The organism is Streptomyces sp. NBC_01334 (assembly GCF_035983595.1).
Classification (GTDB): domain Bacteria; phylum Actinomycetota; class Actinomycetes; order Streptomycetales; family Streptomycetaceae; genus Streptomyces; species Streptomyces coriariae.
Map to the genome: position 1 here is coordinate 9,747,128 of NZ_CP130718.1, position 19,106 is coordinate 9,766,233.

Genomic DNA, 19,106 nt, shown 5'->3' on the forward strand with positions numbered 1-19,106 from the left:
GTGACCGCACCCCAGGACCTCTACGAACTCGGTGACGCGCCCGAACCGGGCACCGTGCCAAGGAAGATGTACGCCTCGCTGATCCGCCGGGAACGCTACGGGCAGCCCGTCGACGCGTTCCGCACCGAGGTGGTCGACGTCCCCCCGGTCCGCCGTGGCCAGGTGCTGGTCAAGGTGATGGCGGCCGGCGTCAACTACAACAACGTCTGGGCGGCGCTGGGGAAGCCGCTCGACGTGATCGCCGCCCGGCAGAAGGCCGGTGCGGTCGAGGACTTCCACATCGGCGGCTCCGACCTGTCGGGCATCGTGTGGGCCGTCGGAGAGGACGTCAGGGGCGTTCGGCTCGGGGACGAGGTCGTCGTGCTCGCCAGCCGCTGGGACGAGTCGGCCGAGGACATCCGCCTGGGCGGTGACCCGGCCGCGTCCGTCAGCCAGCGGGTGTGGGGCTATGAGGAGAACTACGGCTCCTTCGCCCAGTTCGCGGTCGTGGACGACTACATGTGCCACCCGAAGCCCGCCCGGCTGTCCTGGGCGGCCGCCGCCTGCTACATGGCGACCGCGGCCACCGCCTACCGGCAGTTGTTCGGCTGGGACCCGCACACCGTCCGGCCCGGCGACCCGGTGCTGATCTGGGGCGGTGCCGGTGGCCTGGGCAGCATCGCCATCCAGCTCGTCCGGCACGTCGGCGGCATCCCGGTCGCCGTCGTCTCCAGCGAGGAACGCGGCGCGTTCTGCATGCGGCTCGGCGCCGAGGGCTGGATCGACCGGCGCGACTTCGACCACTGGGGCCGGATGCCCGATACCTCCGACGACGCCGCGATGAGCCGCTGGCTGTCCGGGGCGCGGGCCTTCGGGCGGCGCTTCTGGGACGTGCTCGGCGAGCGGCGCGGCCCCCGGATCGTGCTGGAGCACTCCGGCGCCGACACCATCCCCACCTCCGTCTATCTGTGCGACAACGCGGGCATGGTCGTCATCTGCGGCGGCACCACCGGCTACAACGGCGACGTCGACCTGCGGTTCCTGTGGATGCGGCAGAAGCGGCTCCAGGGCTCGCACGCCGCCTGCGCCCGCGAGGCCCGTGAGATCACCCGGCTGATCGACCAGGGTGTCATCGACCCGTGCCTGTCCCGGACCTTCGGTTTCGAGGAGATCGGTCTGGCCCACCAACTCATCCACGAGAACCGTCACCCGATGGGGAACATGGCGGTCCTGGTCAACGCGTCGGAGTAGAGCGTGCGGTGGCCGGGCCGTCCGACGGTCGGCCCGGCCACCGCCCCTCCGACCGAAGACCCGCGGTCCGGCACGGCGAGCCTGCCCGCGAGGGACTCGACACCGGCCGGGCCCGGCCACCGGGGGAGCGGTGGCCGGGCCCGTTGCCGGCGGTCGGGGGAGGCCGCGGGGAGGCGCGTGCCCTCAGGCCCGCAGCAGCTTCTTGACGATCTTCCCGGCGGGATTGCGGGGCACCTGCTCGATGAACTCCACTCGCCGCGGCCTCTTGTAGGGGGCGAGCAACCCCGAGATGTGGCCCAGCAGTTCCCGGGCGCCGGTGTCCGGCTCGGCCACCACGTACGCCAGCGGCACCTCGCCGTAGTCCGCGTCCGCCATCCCGACGACCGCCGCGTCCCGTACCGCCGGGTGGCTCATCAGGGCGCGCTCGATCTCCGAGGGGTAGACGTTCTGGCCGGCCCGGATGATGACGTCCTTGGTGCGGTCCACGAGGTGGATGCGTCCCGCCTCGTCCACGAACCCCAGGTCCCCGGTCCTGGTCCACCCGTCGAGGTCGATCTCCCGGGTGGCCTGCGGATCGTTCCAGTAGCCCTGCATCACACCGGGTCCGCGCACCACGATCTCGCCGATCTCGCCGCGCGGTGACTCCGTCCCGTCCGAGCCCACCGCGCGGGCGGACATACCCGGGATCACGCGACCGCAGGGGATGCGCGCGGTGACGTCCCCGGGCGAGGGGTGCTCGTCGGGGCCGAGGGTGACGAACGGGCCGCCGACCTCCGTCATGCCGTACACCTGCCGGAAGCCGCAGCCGAGGCGCCGTACGGCCTCCTCGTACACGTCGAGGGGCATGGGGGCGGCGCCGTACAGGATCTCCCGGAGCGTGGACAGGTCGGTGCGGTCCGCGCCCTTGGCCTGGAGCATGAAGCGCACCATCTGCGGGACCATCCACATGTGGGTCGCCCGGTGCCGTTCCACCGCGGCCAGCGCCCGCTGCGGGGTGAAGCCCGGCATGAGCACGATGGTGGCGCCCGTCGCCATGTAGGTCAGGGACACCACCATGCTGCCGTGGTACAGCGGGCAGCAGTTGACCATCACGATGTCGTCGGTGGGCCGGGCCTGCACCAGCCAGCCCAGGGCGATGGCGCGGAACGAGGCGCTGTCGACCGTGACGCCCTTGGCCCGCCCGGTGGTCGCCGAGGTGTGCAGCACGGCCACCGGATCGGCGTCGGCCACGGGCGGCAGCTCCCGCCGTGCCGCCACACTGCCCAGTGCCTCGAAGGCCGGCTTGTCGAACGCCATCGTGATCCGCACCGAGGCGGGGAACTCCGGCTGGCGGTCGAGCAGTTCGGACTCGCCGAACACGGCGACCGCGCCCACGCGTGCCACGATGTCGGCGACCTCGGGCACGGCCAGGCTGTGGTTCAGCGGTACGAACAGCGCGCCGAGGCGGGCGAGCGCGAAGTAGGTCTCCAGCACCTCGATCCGGTCCTTGGAGAGCACGGCGACACGGTCACCATGCTGGATTCCCAGTTCCACGAATCCCCGCGCGAGTTCGAGCGTACGGTCGTGGAAACCGGCCCAGGTGACCGCGCGCCGCTCGTCGACCAGTGCCGTCCGCCCGGGAAAGCACTGCCGGTTGCGTTCCAGCAGCTGCGTGAGCCACATCAGGCACCGCCACCGGCACCGGCCGCGGACCGCTCGGCCACGAAACGCTCGTAGTCGGCGATCGTCTGCAGTTTCTCCATGTCGTCTGCGGTGATCTCCACTCCGGCCCGCTGCTCGACCAGCAGCACCAGCCGCACCAGGTCCCCGGAGTCGATGCCGCTCGCGGCGAGGTCGACGTCGTCACCGACCCGCCCGGCGTCGGCGAACTCCTCCGTGCCGGTCAGCTCGACCAGCAACTCCCTGACGGTGCTCATGGCTACCCCTTTCGCCCGGCAGGCCGACCGCCGAGCGGATCGCGTCCTTCGCCTGTCACCCGAACAAGAGGCCCCCGCGCCGAACCGCAATCCCCGCACCCCCGCGTGACGTTTGTCACGCGCCCCAGCCGGCACGCCGGGGGATTGCGGGCCTCCCGCACGGCCTCTTTCCCAGACGGAGGCCGTGCCCGATCCACCGGGCGAGGCGGGCGCAACGGCGCCCGGGAAGCACCGAAGGAGTGATGCCAGTGCCCAGGCGAGGGGTCCGGTCCAGGGGCGTGTACGTCCCCGCCCCGGCGCGGATCGGCCGGGGAGGCGCGGCATGAGCGCGGTAGGGCCCGCCGACACCGCGGCCGCCGGCGAGGACGAACCGACGGCGAGGTTCGAGGCGCTCGTCGGCGCCGGTGAGGCCGTCGAACCGCGCGACTGGATGCCCGACGGCTACCGCCGCATGGTGCTCCGGCAGCTCGCGCAGCACGCCCACTCCGAGATCATCGGCATGCAGCCGGAGGGCGCCTGGCTCACCCGGGCACCCTCCCTGCACCGCAAGTCGGTGCTCATCGCCAAGGTCCAGGACGAGGCCGGCCACGGCCTGTACCTGTACTCCGCCGCCGAGACGCTGGGCGTGGACCGCGCCGACCTGCTGGACGCCCTGCACCAAGGCCGCCAGCGCGCCTCGGCGACCTTCGACCACCCCGCGCTGACCTGGGCCGACACCGGCACCATCGCCTGGCTGACGGACGGCGCCGCCGTCATCAACCAGGCCCCGCTGTGCCGTACTTCGTACGGACCCTACGCACGGGCCATGCGGCGCGTCTGCCAGGAGGAGGCCTTCCACGTACGGCAGGGCTACGACCTGATGCGCGCCCTGTGCGAGGGGACACCGGCACAGAAGGCGATGGCGCAGGACGCGGTGGACCGCTGGTGGCTGCCGGCCGTGGCGCTGATGTTCGGCCCGCCCGACACCGAGGCGGGCGGCGCCGACGCCCGCACCGCGGCGGTCGGTGCCGCGGTCTCGCGCCGCGCCATGGCCTGGGGCATCAAGCGGCACACCAACGACGAACTGCGCGCGCGTTTCGTCGACAGCTGCGTCCCGCAGGCCGAACGCCTCGGCCTGACCCTGCCCGACCCGGCGATCCGCTGGAACGAGGAACGCGGCCACTACGACTTCACCCCGGTCGACTGGGACGTCTACCGGCGCGCGCTGGGCGAGGACACGCACTGGGCCCGGCAGCGCGTCGCCCACCGGCGCGCGGCGCACGAGGACGGCGCCTGGGTACGGGAGGCCGCCGCCGCGTATGCCGCCCGTACCCGGGACGGCGACGGGGCGGCCGGCCAGGACGCCGGTGCCCAGGGGCACGAGCACGGGCACGACCGCACGGAGGTACGGGCATGAGCGGCGGGCAGTCGGAAGGGGCCCCGGCGGCGCGGCCGGAGGGCGTCCCCGCGTCCTGGGAGGTCTTCCTGCGGCCCCAGCGCGGACTCTCCCACCAGCACGTGGGCTCGGTACGCGCCTATGACCCGGACACCGCCCTGCTCAGGGCGCGTGACCTCTACACCCGCCGGGGCGACCCGCTGTCGCTGTGGGTGGTCCGCTCGGACGCGGTGCACACCGTCTCCCCGGACGAGCGCGACCCGTACTTCGCCAACGCGCGGCACAAGCCCTACCGGTACCCCCAGCAGTTCGTGCCGCTGACGACCGAGAGGAGCCCCGACGGTGGCCACGACGACTGAGCGGGCGGCCGCCACCGAGGCGGACGGCCGCACCGACCCCCGGCTCGCCGTCCAGCTGCTGCGCCTCGGCGACGACGCCCTCGTCCTCGGCCAGCGGCTGTGTCAGTGGATCACCCGGGCGCCCACCATCGAGGAGGACCTGGCGCTGTCCAACATCGCCCTCGACCTCGTCGGCCAGGCCCGGTTGTTGCTCACCCTCGCCGGACGCCTCGACGGCACCGGACGCGACGAGGACGACCTCGCCTTCGCCCGGACCGACCGCGAGTTCACCAACGCTCTGCTCACCGAGCTGCCCAACGGTGACTTCGCGGCCACCGTCGCCCGGCAACTCGTCTACACCCACTACGCCGTGGCGTACTACGGGGCGCTCGGTGGCTGCGCGGACCCCGAACTGGCCGCGTTCGGACAGCGGGCCGCCAAGGAGATCGCCTTCCACCGGCTGCACGCCGACACCTGGACCGAACGCCTCGGCCTCGGGACCGCCGAGAGCGCCCGCCGCATGCAGGAGGGCCTCGATCACGTGTGGCCGTACACGGCGGAACTCTTCGACGAGGACGACCCGGTACGCGACCTCGCCGCCGCCGGAACGGCCCCCTCGCCCGCCCCGCTGCGCCCGGGATGGGAGCGGAGCACGACAGAGGTGATCACCCGGGCCGGACTCACCGTGCCGTCCCCCCGCTGGCGGGCCCGGGGCGGCCGTGCGGGCCTGCACACCGAGGAGTTCGCGTCCCTGGTCGCCGAACTCCAGTCGGTGCGCCGCCAGTTCCCCGGAGGTACCTGGTGAACGGCGGCACGGCCCTCGCGGTATCGGAGGTCCGCGCCCGGGTGGAGGCGGTGCCGGACCCGGAGCTGCCCTTCATCGCCCTCGGCGACCTCGGAGTGATCGGCTCGATCGGCCCTGCTGCCGACGGACGTCTCGAGGTGGAGTTCACCCCCACCTACCTGGGCTGCCCGGCACTGGCCGCCATGGCCTCCTCGATCCGTGACGTCCTGACGGACTGCGGCCACCCCGACGCCCGGGTACGGCAGGTGCTGTCCCCGGTGTGGACGACGGACCGCATCACCGCGGCCGGCCGCGCCAAGCTCGCCGCCCACGGCATCGCCCCGCCCACGCCTGCACCGGGGGACGGCCCGGTCCTCGTCCGCCTCACCGGGGTGCCCTGTCCGCACTGCGGTTCCCGAGCCACCCGGCCGCACAGTGCGTTCGGCCCCACCCGCTGCCAGTCGATGCTGCGCTGCACCGCCTGCCGCGAGCTGTTCCCCCACCTGAGCGCGCTATGAGGACGCGTCCGAACCCCCTCCTCGCGACCGACGGCGCCCGCCGGCGCACCGGCTGGCACCGCCTCCCGGTCACCGCCGTCCAGCACCTCACCGGGGACGCCGTCGCCGTCACCCTGGACGTACCGGACCCCCTCCGCGCCACCTTCGCGCACCGGCCCGGCGAGCACGTCGTCGTCCGGCACCGCCGCTCGGGCGAGGAACTGCGCCGCAGCTACTCGGTGTGCCCGCCGCCCGAGGAGCCCGGCGCGCTGCGGCTGGTGATCAAGCGGGGCGCCCCGGACGGCTTCGGCGCGTACGCGCTGACCCGTCTGGCACCCGGCGACCGCCTCGAACTCTCCGCGCCCGCCGGGGCCTTCGCCCTGCCCGAGCTGCCCGGAGCCCACCACGTGCTGATCGCGGGCGGCTCCGGCATCACCCCGCTCGCGGCCATGGGCGCGAGCGCGCTGCGCACGGATCCCACGTGCCGGGTCCATCTCGTCCATTCGGTGCCCACGGCCGCGGACGCCCTGCTCGCCGACGAACTCGCCCTGCTCAAGGACGCGTTCGTCGACCGGTTCACCGTGCTCCACATACTGACCCGCGAAGGACGCCCGCCCCTGGGCGGCCGGATCGATGCCGAGGGCCTGCCGCGGCTGCTCGCCGCGCTGGACACCCGGCCAGGCCCGGACACCACCTTCGCCCTGTGCGGTCCGGCCGGTCTGATCGCCACCGTCCGGCGGGCGCTGACGGACGCGGGTGCCGACCCGGCCCTGGTCCGCTCCGAGCTGTTCGCCCTCGGCGACACCCCGCCGCTCCCGCCCGTACCCGGCACCCCGCCCGGACCCGGCGCGCCGCGCACCCCTGAGGGCACCCGGGTCACCGCCCTCTACGACGGACACCGCCGGGTCGTCACCGCCGGGCCGCGGGACCCCGCGCTCCTCGACGCGCTGCTGCGCGACCACCCTGACGTGCCGTACGCCTGCCGCGAGGGCATCTGCGGCAGCTGCCGCGCCAAGGTCCTCACCGGCGAGGTCGCGACCGGCCCCCAGTACGCCCTCGACGCCGGGCAACTGGCCGCCGGCTACACGCTCACCTGCCGCGCCAGGCCCCTCGGCAGCGAGGTCACCGTCGACTTCGACGCATGACGGCACCCGCCCCGGCCACCACCCACCCCAGCAGAAGGAGAACACGATGACCACCCCCCTGCGGCACGCGGGCAGGACCGCTCTGGTCACCGGCGGCAGCCGCGGCATCGGCCGGGCCGTCGCCCGACGGCTGGCCGGCGAGGGCGCCCTCGTGGCCGTCCACTACGGACACGACCACGAGGCGGCCGAGCGCACCGTCAAGGAGATCGAGACCGACGGCGGACGCGCCTTCCCGGTCCACGCCGAACTGGGCGTGCCCGGTGACGTCGACACCCTGTGGACGGCCTTCGACCACGCCCTCGCCGGGCAGGACGCCGCACCCGGCCTGGACATCCTCGTCAACAACGCCGGCATCACCGTCCCGCGCCGGATCGCGGACGTCACCGAGGGCGACTACGACCGGGCGTTCGCGATCAACACCAGGGCGCCGTTCTTCATCATCCAGCGCGGTCTGGACCGGCTGCGCGACGGCGGCCGGATCGTGAACGTCTCCTCGGTCGCCACGCGCGTCGCCTTCCCGCCGATCATCGCCTACACCATGACCAAGGCCGCCCTCGACTACCTCACCCTGGCCCTCGCCCAGGAACTGGGACCGCGGGGCATCACGGTGAACAGCGTCGCGCCCGGCTACACCGAGACGGAGATCAACCCGACGCTCGCCGTCCCGGAGATCCGCCAGAGGTACGAGGCGGCCTCCGTGTTCGGCCGGCTCGGCGCCCCCGCGGACATCGCCGACGTCGTCTCCTTCGTGGCGAGCGACGACGCCCGCTGGGTGACCGGCCAGTGGATCGACGCCTCCGGCGGAGTCCACCTCGGCCCGTGAGCCCCGTGCCCGTCCCGCCGCGCCGCCCGCGGCAGCAACAGGAGGCCCTCATCATGAACGACGGCACGTCCGCACCGGCCCGGGCCGCGGACGACTCACTCACCCGGCCCTTCGACGGTGCCAGCCCCTACGACGCCTATGTGCACGCGTCCGTCCTCAACAACCTCCAGCAGCCCCTCACCGAGGCACCCGACGAGATGGGTTTCGTCGTCACCACCCAGGTGATGGAGCTGTGGTTCACCCTGATCGTCCACGAGTGGCGCAGCGCCGGCACGGCCTTCGCCAAGGACGACCTGGATGCCGCCATGGACGCCCTGACACGCAGCCGCCGCGCCCTGACCGCCCTCAACGCCGCCTGGGCGCCCCTGGCCGCTCTGACCCCCGCCCGCTTCAACGGCTTCCGAGCGGCCTTCGGCAAGGCCTCGGGCTTCCAGTCCGCGATGTACCGGCAACTGGAGTTCCTGCTCGGCGACAAGTCCGAGGCGATGCTCCGCCTGCACCGGGGCGACCCCGTCGTGCACGAGGCGCTCAGCGACACCCACCGCCAGCCGTCCCTGTACGACGAGGTGCTCGGCTGTCTGCACCGGCGGGGGCTGCCGGTTCCGGAGCGCGTCCGGGAGCGCGACGTGAGCGCGCCCTACACGTCGGACCCGGGCGTCGTGGAGGTGTGGCGGATGATCTACTCCGGCCCCCAGCACCATCCGCTGCTCGTCCTCGGCGAACTGCTCACCGACATAGCCGAACTCGTCCTGCGCTGGCGCTTCGACCACGTCATGGTCGTCCGCCGGGCCATGGGCACCAAGAGCGGCAGCGCCGGCTCCACGGGCCTCGCCTGGCTCGAACAGCGCGCGAACCGGCCGGTCTTCCCGGAGCTGTGGGAGGTGCGCGGTGGGGTCTAGGGTGATCTCCGCCTTCGCGGCGGAAGAGGAGAAGCGGGTACTGAGCCTCAAGCCGGTGCTGGCTCCGGCGCACGGCCGCTATGGCGACCACCCGCACCAGGCCTACGACGCATGGCCGGCCGGGGACCCGGGCGCCCCCCTGGTGATCCTGCTGCACGGCGGCTACTGGCGCTACGACCGCATGCACCTCACTCCTTTCGCCGCCTACCTTTCCGAGCAGGGCTTCGACGTGCTGCTGCCGGGCTTCCGCCGCTCCGGCGGGGCCGGCGGCCATCCCGAGACCTTCGACGACGTGGCCCGGATCGTGGACACCCTTCCCGAGGGGCGGCCCTACGTCCTGGCCGGCCACTGTTCCGGCGGCCATCTGGCCCTGTGGTGCGCGGCGCGCGGCCTGCTGCCCGACGGCTCCCGCTGGCACACCGACACCCTCCCGACCGGCGTGCTCGCACTCGCCCCGATCACGGACCTCACCGCCACCCGCCGGGACGGCCTCAGCAACGACGCGGCCCTGCAACTCCTCGGGGGAGAGGCCGTGTTCGAGGAACGGCTGCCCGCCGTCGACCCCCTCACCCTGCTGCGCGGGGCCGGGACCACCGGTGTGCCGACGGTGCTGCTGCACGGCGCCGTGGACGAGGAGGTCCCGCTCACCCAGTTCACCGACTACGCGGCCGTGCACGAGGACCTGAGGACGGTCGTGCTGCCCGGCACCGGCCACTACACCCTCATCGAGCCCGGAGCCCCCGGAGCCCGCGCGGTCGCCGACACCCTGTGGGAGATGTCCGCCGCCTTCGCCGTGCCGCGCGACGGCACCGACACGGCCACCGCCCCCCGCACCGATACCGGCACCGCCCCAGGGAAAGCCACGCACCCATGACCGCCGCCACCCCGCTCGAAGACCGGGCAGCCCGCGCCGACGCCGAGGACGCCTTGGCCCCGCTGGCCGAGCGGTTCGTCCTCCCTGAGGGCGTCATCTACCTCGACGGCAACTCCCTGGGCCCGCTGCCCGCCGCCGTCCCGCCCGCCCTGGCGGACGTCGTGGCCCGCCAGTGGGGCACCGGCCTGATCGGCTCCTGGAACGACAGCGGCTGGTGGGACGCGCCCCTGCGGATCGGCGACACCATCGGCCGCCTCGTCGGCGCCGCGCCGGGGCAGACGGTGGCGGGCGACTCCACCAGCGTGCAGCTGTTCACCGCGCTCAGCGCGGCCACCGCGCTGCGCCCCGACCGGCCCCTGCTGGTCACGGATCCCGGCCACTTCCCCACCGACCGGTACCTCGCCGATGCGGTGGCCCGCCGCGGCGACGCCCTGGAGGTGTGCCGGATACCCCCGGCCGACCTGGAGAAGTTCCTCGCCGAACAGGGCTCCCGGGTGGCGGCGGTCAGCTACTCACCGGTCGACTTCCGCACCGGCGAGCTGTGCGACATGGCCGCGCTGACCGAGGCCACGCACCGGGCCGGCGCGCTCGCGGTGTGGGACCTGTGCCACGCCGCCGGGGCGATGCCGCTGCACCTCGACGCACTGGAGGTGGACCTCGCCGTCGGCTGCGGCTACAAGTTCCTCAACGGCGGCCCCGGCGCGCCCGCCTGGCTCTACGCCGCCCGCCGTCACCACGAGGCCCTCGACACCCCGCTGACCGGCTGGAACGGCCATGCGAGCCCCTTCGCCATGGACCGGGACTACACACCCGCCCCGGGCATCGCCCGCGCGCGTATCGGCACCCCGCCCATCCTGTCCCTGCTCGCCCTGGAGGCGGCCCTCACCGTCTTCGAGGACGTGGACCTCGCACAACTGCGGGCCAAGAGCGTGTCGTTGACGGAGTTCTTCCTGACCTGCGCCGAGGAACTGCTCACCCCGCTGGACATCACCCCGGTGACACCCCGGGACGCGGCCCGCCGGGGCAGCCATGTGTCCCTGCGCCACCCGCACGCCCTCGGCCTGACCCGGGCCCTGGCGGACCGGGGCGTCGTCATCGACATGCGCGCCCCCGACCTGCTCCGCTTCGGCGTCAACGCGCTCTACACCACCCACACCGAACTGCTCACCGCCGCACAGCGCCTGAGCTCCATCGTGCGCGAGTCGTCCTACGACCCCGCACCCTCACGGTCGGGCCCGGTCACCTGAGCCTGGACTCCGCGTCGAACTCCCGCCTCTTGCCCGCCTCGACCCTCGAACTGCCCTGCGGTCACGGCCGGACGCGCCAGGCCGTTCCCGCTGTACCGCGACATTGAGGATCCCGGCGAGGCGCCCACCGAGGCGGTCGCGGACCTGGTCCTCAAGCCGGGCGACGTGCTGTACGCGCCGCGCGGCGTGTGGCACGCGGTCTCTGCCGACCAGGGTATTCGCTCGCTCCACGTCACCTGCCGGCGCGGCGGCTCTCCGCCACCAGCCCCACGCTCTGCTGCCAGGCCGCGCTCCGCAGGCGGGCCAGGAGCGTCAGCGTGTGGCCCGCTCCCAGATACTGCTGCTGGAGTCCCCGTGGGAACTGGGCGCCGAGAACCTGGGTTGGTTCGCCTGGAACCCGATCCTGCAACCACCGGGCACGACACCCTTCAGTGGGCGTGTCATCCCAATGGGGCGATGTGCGGCACGGCGGATCAGGCAAGACTCTCGCGAAGCCCAACTTCGCCCCGGAGGTTCCATGTCGAAAAGCGGCGCGCCTCGCACCGACGTTCCGCGCGAGGCCCCGGCGCGGGCGTCGCTCGTCTTGACGTCCCTGATCATCGTTGCCGCCGTGGCCAACTTGAACCTGTCGGTGGCCAATGTGGCACTGCCCGCGATCGGGAAGGCCTTCGACTCCTCCCAGGCCGCGCTGAACCTGATCGCCGTGGGGTACTCCCTCGGCCTGGCCGCGTCGGTGCTCTACCTGGGTGCGGTCGGCGACCGTCACGGCCGCAAGCTGTTGTTGCTCCTCGGCATCGTCCTGTCCATCCCCGCCTGCCTGCTCGCCGCGTACGCGCCGAACGACACCGTCCTCGTGGCGGCCCGGATCCTCGGCGGGCTCTCGGCCGGCATGGCCTACCCGACCACCCTGGCGCTGATCACCGCCCTGTGGGCGGGGTCGGCGCGGACGAAGTCGATCGCGCTGTGGTCGGCCCTGGGCGGCGGCGTCTCCATGCTCGGGCCGGTGATCGCGGGCGCCCTGCTCGAACGCTTCTACTGGGGGTCGGTGTTCCTGATCACCCTGCCCCTTGCCGTGGTCGCGCTGGTCATGGCCCTGCTGTTCGTCCCCGCGCACGCCAACGAGTCGGCCGAACCGGTGGACAACCTCGGCGGCATCCTCTCCGTCTTCCTGGTCGCGGGACTGGTGCTGGCGATCAATTTCGCCGCCGTCCCCGACCAGGGGTCACTGGTCGTCGGCCTCGCCGTGATCGCCCTGGCTGCCGGAGGGGCGTTCTTCTGGCGTCAGCGCCGGGCTCCGAACCCGTTGTACGACCTCCACATCGCCGGTCGGCGCACCTTCTGGGTCGCCGCATGCGCGGGAATCATCGTCTGGGGCTCCATGATGGGGTCGGCGTTCATCAGCCAGCAGTACCTGCAGAACGTGCTCGAGTACAGCCCCGTCGAAGCCGGCGCCGCCATCCTCCCCCTCGTCGTGATGATGGTGCTCGTGGCACCACGGTCCGCGAAGCTGGTCGAGAGACGCGGCGCCCGCACGACCCTGCTGATCGGTTACGCGTTCCTCTTCCTCGCCTTCGCCTGGATGTTGCTGTTCTGGGGCGAGGACAGCGGCTACTGGCAGATCGGCTTCGCCTACGTGCTCATCGGTATCGGTGCCGGCTTCGCCGGGACGCCCTCATCCCACTCGCTGACCGGATCGGTGCCCGTGCGACGGGTCGGCATGGCCTCAGGCACCGCCGACCTGCAACGCGACCTCGGCGGGGCCATCATGCAGTCCGTCATGGGCGTGCTCCTCACCGCCGGCTATGCCTCGGCCTTCAGCGCGGCGATCGCCGCTTCCCCCGAGAGCAAGGACGTGTCGGACCAGGTCCAGAGCGAGCTGACGAAGTCGTTCGCCTCCGCCGGGCAGGTCGCCCAGCAGCACCCCCGCTACGCCGACCAGATCGTCGCGGCAGCACGCAAGTCGTTCCTCCACGGCGACGACTGGGCGTACACCGTCGGCCTGGCCGCGATCGCCCTGGGTGCGCTGCTGATCTACCTCATGTTCCCGCACCGGGACGCCGAGCGGGAACTCCTGCGGCGCTACTGCACCGAGGACTCCGCCCCTGCCGCCACCGAGAGGCCGAGCGGACCGGGAGCCTGAGGTCGATCGGTCAGCCGGTCGCCGTCCGTGTCCGTGCGCGGCCGTGCCCCAGGGCCGTCGAAGGCAGGTCTGACGACCGGACTGACGCGGGCGAGGATGCGGGCGTGGCCGTCCACTCCAGCCCGAGGCCGGCCAGCACCAGGCGGCCCGGCTGTGCACGCGCTCGACGTAGCGGTCCTGTTCCGTCTGGCCCTTGCATCGGCACCGGCCGGGACGTCCCGGCATACCGTCGGCGACGAGGGCGACAGCGCCGGGCAAAGTCGTAGTTCGTCCTTCCTGCGGGTGCCAGACAAATGTCACCACGTGGGTCCCGGCATCCGTGAGCGCGGCGACATCTCTTCCAGGTGCCCGACCACCTCTGCGGCGCTGTACCGCGGCCGGAGCAGGTCGTTGCCCCCCGGCGACGATGGTGGCCAGGTCGGGCACCAGTCGGACGCGGACCGTCGGCATCGCGCTCTGGGCTCGCGGGGGCGCCATGGCTGTGCCTTCCCTGGCGTATCCCGCTCCGTAACGGGCAGTCGGTCGGCATCAAGAAAGCAATGTCCGTGTTGTGGCAGTGAACCGTCCAGACCGCCCAGGAGTTTCCCCATGATGATCGTCGGCGTGATCGCCTTCTGTGTAGTCCTCGCGATACTCGCTTTCGTCGTCCCGCGACTGAGCCGGCACCCCCAGAACGGCGCCCAGCGCACCCTGGGCCTGGGGTCCCAGGCAGGCTCCAAGGCCCCCGGTCCGCTGGGGCGCCTACTGAGCAAGCCCTTCCAATCCAGTTCGCGGGCCGTGGGCCGCAGCGGTTCCGCCGGCCGCCGGGCGCGTCGACGCCTGCCGTTCTGACCATCAGTGGCTGCGTGTTCCGACCGCAGCAGGTGAGAGCCCGGAGATGACTGCCGGCATGACATGTCGGCGGCGCGCGGCCCCGTTGGGGTTGGCGCGCCGCTTCGTCCTTTGGGTGTGATCTTCTTACCGCGCTGGTCGTGTCTTGCCACTGCGGTCTGGGGCAGGCGTACTGGAAACGTCCGCCCCTGTAGGGAGACCAGCTCTCAGCACACCAAGGGAATGAGCGACGGGTCCAGGCCCTCGCTGTAGCGGTAGACGACGGGATGCCCCGGCCCTTGGTCTGCTCGGACAGCAGCTCGAACGGATGGTCAGCCGCCCGCCTCGGGGCGTACGTAGCGCCCGGGCGTACGGCTCCTGCCACCGTGGTGCAAGTCGCCGAAGGTCTCCGAGGTGCTGCCGCTGCCCTACCTGCGCGACCTGTCGCAATCCGACAACGACGGCGTGCACCCCAAGGTCCGCCTGGGCCAGGCTTGCTCCTGTGTCCTGGTGCTGATGGGCGTGCGCACGACGGCTCCAAGGAGCTGATCGCGCTGCCGGAGGGGCTGCGGGAGTCGACCCACCGGTGTTGGGTGCGGCAGGACGGGTGGTGGGGCAGCAGTAGCCGCATCCCTGCCTGCCGGCGTCGGTGTAGATGCCAGCCTTGAGGCCCTTGCTGCGGATGTAGTCGGCGAGGGCCTGCATGCCGCTCGGCCACAGGTCCGTGTCGACGGCGATGGAGCCGTCGGCGTTGCGGTCGCCCTGCCACCAGCCGTCGTCGAGGTCGACGTACTGGTAGCCGGCTGCCGCCATGCCGGAGGAGACCAGGGCGCCGGTCTGCTGCCTGATGACGTCGGATTCGATGCTGCCGGCGAAGTTGTTCCAGGACGCCCAGCCCATCGACGGCAGGGCGACGGAGACCTGCGTGGTGCTGACCGCGGCCGGCTCGGCGGACAGCGGTGCCGACGTCTCGTGGCCGGCCAGGGCCGTCAGGCCGAGCAGGGTGAGAGCGAGAACGCGTCATGCCCAGGAGCCGCCCGCCCTGCGGGCGAGCGCCAGAGCGTGACGGCAAGGTCTACGGAGACCGCCAATCACCCTGACCGAAGGGGGCATTGGCACTCCTCGGCCACAGGATTCCCTTGATGCGCTTTCCGCGCAGCGCTCACTCTGATCACTGGCTTCCGCTCACCAGGCCGGAAGCGTCGTCAGTGTTCAGGGGAGGACGTCACCCATGCGAAGACACCACGCCTTCTGGGCCGTGGCAGGAGCGGCCGGACTGCTCACGGGCGCGATCACGCCCGCCGCGGCCGGTTCCGGATCGCAGGTCACCGCGCCGGAATCAACGCCCGTTCGGAGCGGCGCCGGGACCGGTGCGACGAGTACGCAGACCGTCACCCTCATCACCGGTGACACCGTGTCCCTCAGCGCCGGACCGGACGGCAAGTACGCCATCGACGTCCAGCGCGGCAAGGGCCGCGAGGCCGCCACCTTCCTGTCCAGCGAGAAGGACGGTGAGGTCAGTGTCCTCCCGTCGGACGCGATCCCGCTCGTGAACGCGGGCCGTCTCGACCCGGTCCTCTTCAACATCACCCAGCTGGTGAAGCAGGGGTACGCCGACGCGAAGACCGGCGACACCCCAGTGATCGCGACGTACACGAAGGGCAACGCGACCCCCGACGGCGCTCGCCGGATACTCAAGTTGCCCACGATCGACGGCGCCTCGCTCAGCGCGGAGAAGTCGACCGCCTTCTGGACGGACATCGCCCCCGCGCTCGGCACCGAACCGACCACGAAGGCCGCACGGCAGCTCGGCGAGGGGATCGACAAGATCTGGCTCGACGGCAAGGTCGAGGCGTCCCTCGACGTCAGCGTGCCGCAGATCGGCGCGCCCGAGGTGTGGAAGTCGGGCTACGACGGCAAGGGCGTCAAGGTCGCCGTCCTGGACACGGGCGTGGACGCCGGTCATCCGGATCTCGCCGGGAAGATCGCCGAGTCGACGAGCTTCGTGCCGGGCCAGGCGGTGCAGGACGGCCACGGTCACGGCACCCATGTGGCGTCCACGATCGTCGGCTCGGGCGCGGCCTCGGACGGGAGGCGCAAGGGTGTGGCGCCGGGCGCAGAGCTGCTGGTCGGCAAGGTGCTGGGCAACGACGGCCGCGGCCAGGACTCCTGGATCATCGCGGGCATGGAGTGGGCGGCGCGCTCAGGCGCGAAGATCGTGTCGATGTCGTTGGGCGGTGACGCGTCCGGCCCCTCGGACGTGCTGAGCGAGACCGTCGACGAGCTGTCTGCGTCCACCGGCACCCTCTTCGTGATCGCGGCGGGCAACTCCGGCCCGTCCGAGCAGACCGTCGGCACTCCGGGCATCGCCGACTCGGCGCTGACGGTCGGCGCGGTCGACAAGTCCGACAAGCTGGCCTCGTTCTCCAGCCGGGGTCCCCGAATCGGCGACTACACGGTCAAGCCGGAGATCACCGCACCGGGTGCGGCCATCACCGCGGCCCGCGCGGCCGGCACCACCATGGGCACGCCGGTCGACGACTACTACACGACGTCGAGCGGTACGTCGATGGCGACCCCGCATGTCTCGGGCGCCGCCGCGCTGGTCGCGCAGGCCCACCCGGACTGGACGGGACAGCAGATCAAGCAGGCGCTGGCGACCACCGCGAAGGCGAACATCGTCAACTCCGTGTTCGAGCAGGGCGACGGCCGGGTGGACGCCGTGCGGGCCGTCAACCAGGGCGTCTTCGCGACACCGACCCTGAGCTTCGGCAAGTACGAGGAGGCCGGCGCTGAAGTCGACAACAAGGACGTCACCTACACCAACACCACCGACAAGGCGGTGGAGTTGAAGGTTGCCTCATCCCTTCCCGCTGCCGCCCTGAACGCGGACACCGTGACCGTCCCAGCGCAGGGCACCGCCACCGTCGGGGTGACGGTCGACCCCGCAGAGGAGGCGACGGGCCGGTACACGGGCCATATCACCGCGAGCGCCGACGGCGTCCAGGTCACCACCGCCATCGGCTTCGAGAAGCTGGCGAAGACCTACGATCTGAAGGTGTCGCTGGTGGGCCGGGACGGCAAGCCGTCCACCTCGGCGTCGATCTTCATGCTTTCGGAACTGAACGGCGCGTATCCGGACACGCACGGGTTCCTCGGGAGCGGCTACACGTTCAAGGTGCCGGCCGGTACGTACAACATGGCGTCGTGGATCTCGCAGCGGGACGCGGCCGGACTGGAGGTCAGCACCTCGGTCGTCGGCGATCCGGAGGTCAAGGTCGACAAGAACACCGAGGTCGTCCTCGACGCCCGCAAGGCGGTCGAGATCAAGCCGAAGACCAAGGAGGACTCCGAGTTCCAGGGCTTCAGCACCAGCTGGCACCGGGAGGGCCCGGGCAGCTCGTGGGGGCTGACCTACAGCCAGGGCTGGTGGACCGACCACGTCTACGTGGCGCCCACCGAGAAGGTCACCCAGGGCATGTTCGAGTTCTCCTCGAAGTTCCGTCTGTACGCCAAGGAGCTGACGGCGAGCGTCACCAGCCCCGAGAAGTACGCGCTGCCCCTCGACTATGCGCAGACGTCCACCGGTTTCCCGGTGAGGATCAGCGGTGACCGCACGGTCCGGGCGGTGGACGCGGGCAGCGGCACCACGGCCGACTTCGACGGGCTCGACGTCAAGGGCAAGGTGGCGGTCGTCCGGGTGGGCGCCGGAAAGACGGCGGACGAGGCGCTGGCCAACGCGACCGCGGCCGGGGCCGGCTACGTCCTCGCCTACCACGAGACGCCCGGCTACTGGATCTCCTGGGTGAAGAGCGCGTCCATCCCGCTGATGACCGCGACCGGCGAGGACGGCGCGAAGCTCGGCGCCCTGCTCAAGAGCGGGAAGAAGGTCAGGCTGAGGCTGACGGGCACCGCGGTCAGCCCGTATGTGTACAGCGTGATGTTCCCGCAGCCGGGCGCCGTCTCGGCCGACCAGACGTACAACCTGAACAGCTCCAACACGGTGAAGCAGACGGTTCGCTACCACGGGGACCGGGCCGGCCGGATCGGCAAGGACTCCGTGTACCGGTACCGTCCCTGGCAGAGCGCCGACATCGAGACCAGCAACAACGTACAACTCGGCATGGAGCGCACCGAGTACTACAACGTCTCCGACAGCCGGATCTGGCACGCCGTCTATCCCGACGCGAACGCGACCAAGCCCCAGTGGGGTTCGGTGCGGACCTTCGACAAGGCGGGCAAGGTGCCCTCCGAGGACTGGCTGCGCCAGGTCGTGCGCCCGGCGACCAGTGAGCAGTACGGCCTCTCTCAGCGCACCGGCGACAAACTCACCTTCGCAATAGCGGAGTTGAGCGAATCGACGCCGGGTCACTTCGGATCGGTGGACAACGTCCAGGACACCGCGAAGGGCAAGCTGTACACGGACGGACAGCTGGTCGGCGAGACCAAATTCGGCGGACTCGGCACCTTCGACGTCCCGGCGGCGAAGGCCTCGTACCGCCTCGTGCTCGACGCACGGCGCACGGCCGGCTGGGCCGCGTACTCCACCGGCACCCACACCGAATGGTCCTTCGCCTCGGCACACACGGACCAGCGGACGGCACTGCCGCTGCTCTCGGTCGACTACGGCGTGAACGGGCTCGACCTCCTCAACCGCGTCGACCGCAAGCACAAGTCGGAGCTCGGACTCTCCGTACGAAATCAGTCGGGCAGCGTCACGGCCGGTGACCTGAAGGCATGGGTCTCCTACGACGACGGCACGTCCTGGAAGGCGGTGAAGGTGAAACACGGCGAGCTGGAGCTCAAGCATCCGAAGGGCGCCGAGTTCGTGTCGCTGCGCGTGCGGGCCGCCGACAAGGACGGCAACGGGGTCGATCAGACCGTGCTGCGGGCGTTCGGTCTGAAGTAGCGGCCGGACGGAGTCGGCCTGAGCAGACGCGCCGGAGGGGTGGCCTGAAGTGCACGGCCTGAAATGAACCGCTCCTCAGGGCGATACAAACAGCCTTAACAAAGATCGTCTACCGTGCC

General features: G+C 71.8%; 16 protein-coding genes and 3 pseudogenes. 16 read left to right on the top strand and 3 right to left on the bottom strand.

Translation table 11 applies throughout. The features are described from left to right. Nucleotides 1-1,230, top strand: a complete 1,230-nt coding sequence (ccrA, locus tag OG736_RS43065) for a crotonyl-CoA carboxylase/reductase (protein WP_327187866.1) — start codon at nucleotides 1-3, stop codon at nucleotides 1,228-1,230. Nucleotides 1,231-1,413: 183 nt separating this feature from the next. Here the strand turns inward: ccrA and OG736_RS43070 are convergent, their stop codons facing one another. Next, nucleotides 1,414-2,892, bottom strand: coding sequence for a class I adenylate-forming enzyme family protein (locus tag OG736_RS43070; RefSeq protein ID WP_327187337.1), 1,479 nt, complete (start codon nucleotides 2,890-2,892; stop codon nucleotides 1,414-1,416). Further along, on the bottom strand, nucleotides 2,892-3,146 hold the full coding sequence (locus tag OG736_RS43075) for an acyl carrier protein (protein ID WP_327187338.1): 255 nt from the start codon (nucleotides 3,144-3,146) through the stop codon (nucleotides 2,892-2,894). The genes OG736_RS43070 and OG736_RS43075 overlap by 1 nt, the downstream gene beginning before the upstream one ends. A 322-nt stretch (nucleotides 3,147-3,468) precedes the next feature. On the opposite strand from OG736_RS43075, the gene paaA reads away from it, so the two are divergent. The 13 genes and pseudogenes from paaA to OG736_RS43145 all read left to right on the top strand — a co-directional run. Further along, nucleotides 3,469-4,542 carry a 1,2-phenylacetyl-CoA epoxidase subunit PaaA gene (paaA, locus tag OG736_RS43080; protein ID WP_327187339.1) on the top strand — a complete coding sequence of 358 codons (1,074 nt, stop codon included), beginning with the start codon at nucleotides 3,469-3,471 and terminating at the stop codon, nucleotides 4,540-4,542. Continuing rightward, a complete protein-coding gene (locus tag OG736_RS43085; protein WP_327187340.1) occupies nucleotides 4,539-4,880 on the top strand; it encodes a 1,2-phenylacetyl-CoA epoxidase subunit B in 342 nt (113 codons plus the stop codon). The genes paaA and OG736_RS43085 overlap by 4 nt, the downstream gene beginning before the upstream one ends. Further along, entirely contained in the window at nucleotides 4,864-5,664 is an 801-nt protein-coding gene (gene paaC, locus OG736_RS43090) for a 1,2-phenylacetyl-CoA epoxidase subunit PaaC (protein ID WP_442817144.1), read from the top strand. Before OG736_RS43085 ends, paaC begins: the two co-directional genes overlap by 17 nt. After that, nucleotides 5,661-6,161: a 1,2-phenylacetyl-CoA epoxidase subunit PaaD gene (gene paaD, locus OG736_RS43095; protein WP_327187341.1), complete on the top strand. Its 501-nt coding sequence runs from the start codon at nucleotides 5,661-5,663 to the stop codon at nucleotides 6,159-6,161. The genes paaC and paaD overlap by 4 nt, the downstream gene beginning before the upstream one ends. After that, nucleotides 6,158-7,285 (top strand): 2Fe-2S iron-sulfur cluster-binding protein, encoded by a 1,128-nt coding sequence (locus tag OG736_RS43100; RefSeq protein WP_327187342.1) that lies wholly within the window; start codon nucleotides 6,158-6,160, stop codon nucleotides 7,283-7,285. Before paaD ends, OG736_RS43100 begins: the two co-directional genes overlap by 4 nt. Before the next feature lie 46 nt (nucleotides 7,286-7,331). Continuing rightward, complete coding sequence (locus OG736_RS43105) at nucleotides 7,332-8,108, top strand: SDR family oxidoreductase (RefSeq protein WP_327187343.1); 777 nt, start codon at nucleotides 7,332-7,334, stop codon at nucleotides 8,106-8,108. Between the two features lie 53 nt (nucleotides 8,109-8,161). Beyond that, nucleotides 8,162-9,007, top strand: coding sequence for a tryptophan 2,3-dioxygenase (locus OG736_RS43110; RefSeq protein WP_327187344.1), 846 nt, complete (start codon nucleotides 8,162-8,164; stop codon nucleotides 9,005-9,007). Beyond that, nucleotides 8,997-9,881, top strand: coding sequence for an alpha/beta hydrolase family protein (locus tag OG736_RS43115; protein WP_327187345.1), 885 nt, complete (start codon nucleotides 8,997-8,999; stop codon nucleotides 9,879-9,881). The genes OG736_RS43110 and OG736_RS43115 overlap by 11 nt, the downstream gene beginning before the upstream one ends. Beyond that, nucleotides 9,878-11,128, top strand: coding sequence for a kynureninase (locus tag OG736_RS43120; RefSeq protein WP_327187346.1), 1,251 nt, complete (start codon nucleotides 9,878-9,880; stop codon nucleotides 11,126-11,128). Before OG736_RS43115 ends, OG736_RS43120 begins: the two co-directional genes overlap by 4 nt. 102 nt (nucleotides 11,129-11,230) lie before the next feature. Then, a pseudogene (locus tag OG736_RS43125) lies at nucleotides 11,231-11,356 on the top strand (JmjC domain-containing protein); the annotation flags it as partial. Between the two features lie 289 nt (nucleotides 11,357-11,645). Continuing rightward, the gene (locus OG736_RS43130; protein ID WP_327187347.1) at nucleotides 11,646-13,268 is read left to right on the top strand and encodes an MFS transporter; all 1,623 of its coding nucleotides are present in this window, start codon (nucleotides 11,646-11,648) and stop codon (nucleotides 13,266-13,268) included. Nucleotides 13,269-13,856: 588 nt separating this feature from the next. Next, a complete protein-coding gene (locus OG736_RS43140) occupies nucleotides 13,857-14,099 on the top strand; it encodes a DUF6411 family protein (protein WP_142268381.1) in 243 nt (80 codons plus the stop codon). A 354-nt stretch (nucleotides 14,100-14,453) separates the two neighbouring features. Continuing rightward, a pseudogene (locus OG736_RS43145) lies at nucleotides 14,454-14,656 on the top strand (IS256 family transposase); the annotation flags it as partial. Nucleotides 14,657-14,762: 106 nt separating this feature from the next. On the opposite strand, the pseudogene OG736_RS43150 reads toward OG736_RS43145, so the two are convergent. Next, nucleotides 14,763-14,978, bottom strand: a pseudogene (locus OG736_RS43150) (alpha-galactosidase); the annotation flags it as partial. On the opposite strand from OG736_RS43150, the gene OG736_RS43155 reads away from it, so the two are divergent. Together OG736_RS43155 and OG736_RS43160 are read left to right on the top strand one after the other, a co-directional pair. Beyond that, complete coding sequence (locus OG736_RS43155) at nucleotides 14,890-15,144, top strand: hypothetical protein (protein ID WP_327187348.1); 255 nt, start codon at nucleotides 14,890-14,892, stop codon at nucleotides 15,142-15,144. The pseudogene OG736_RS43150 and the gene OG736_RS43155 overlap by 89 nt on opposite strands. 165 nt (nucleotides 15,145-15,309) lie before the next feature. Further along, on the top strand, nucleotides 15,310-18,987 hold the full coding sequence (locus tag OG736_RS43160) for a S8 family peptidase (protein WP_327187349.1): 3,678 nt from the start codon (nucleotides 15,310-15,312) through the stop codon (nucleotides 18,985-18,987). Nucleotides 18,988-19,106 lie beyond the last annotated feature (119 nt).

Excerpts from the sequence above, each read along its gene's own strand:
- OG736_RS43070 (WP_327187337.1), bottom strand. The coding sequence starts at position 2,892 with ATGTGGCTCACGCAGCTGCTGGAACGCAACCGGCAGTGCTTTCCCGGG.
- OG736_RS43075 (WP_327187338.1), bottom strand. The coding sequence starts at position 3,146 with ATGAGCACCGTCAGGGAGTTGCTGGTCGAGCTGACCGGCACGGAGGAG.
- paaA (WP_327187339.1), top strand. The coding sequence starts at position 3,469 with ATGAGCGCGGTAGGGCCCGCCGACACCGCGGCCGCCGGCGAGGACGAA.
- OG736_RS43085 (WP_327187340.1), top strand. The coding sequence starts at position 4,539 with ATGAGCGGCGGGCAGTCGGAAGGGGCCCCGGCGGCGCGGCCGGAGGGC.
- OG736_RS43100 (WP_327187342.1), top strand. The coding sequence starts at position 6,158 with ATGAGGACGCGTCCGAACCCCCTCCTCGCGACCGACGGCGCCCGCCGG.
- OG736_RS43105 (WP_327187343.1), top strand. The coding sequence starts at position 7,332 with ATGACCACCCCCCTGCGGCACGCGGGCAGGACCGCTCTGGTCACCGGC.
- OG736_RS43110 (WP_327187344.1), top strand. The coding sequence starts at position 8,162 with ATGAACGACGGCACGTCCGCACCGGCCCGGGCCGCGGACGACTCACTC.
- OG736_RS43120 (WP_327187346.1), top strand. The coding sequence starts at position 9,878 with ATGACCGCCGCCACCCCGCTCGAAGACCGGGCAGCCCGCGCCGACGCC.
- OG736_RS43130 (WP_327187347.1), top strand. The coding sequence starts at position 11,646 with ATGTCGAAAAGCGGCGCGCCTCGCACCGACGTTCCGCGCGAGGCCCCG.
- OG736_RS43140 (WP_142268381.1), top strand. The coding sequence starts at position 13,857 with ATGATGATCGTCGGCGTGATCGCCTTCTGTGTAGTCCTCGCGATACTC.
- OG736_RS43155 (WP_327187348.1), top strand. The coding sequence starts at position 14,890 with ATGCCGGAGGAGACCAGGGCGCCGGTCTGCTGCCTGATGACGTCGGAT.
- OG736_RS43160 (WP_327187349.1), top strand. The coding sequence starts at position 15,310 with ATGCGAAGACACCACGCCTTCTGGGCCGTGGCAGGAGCGGCCGGACTG.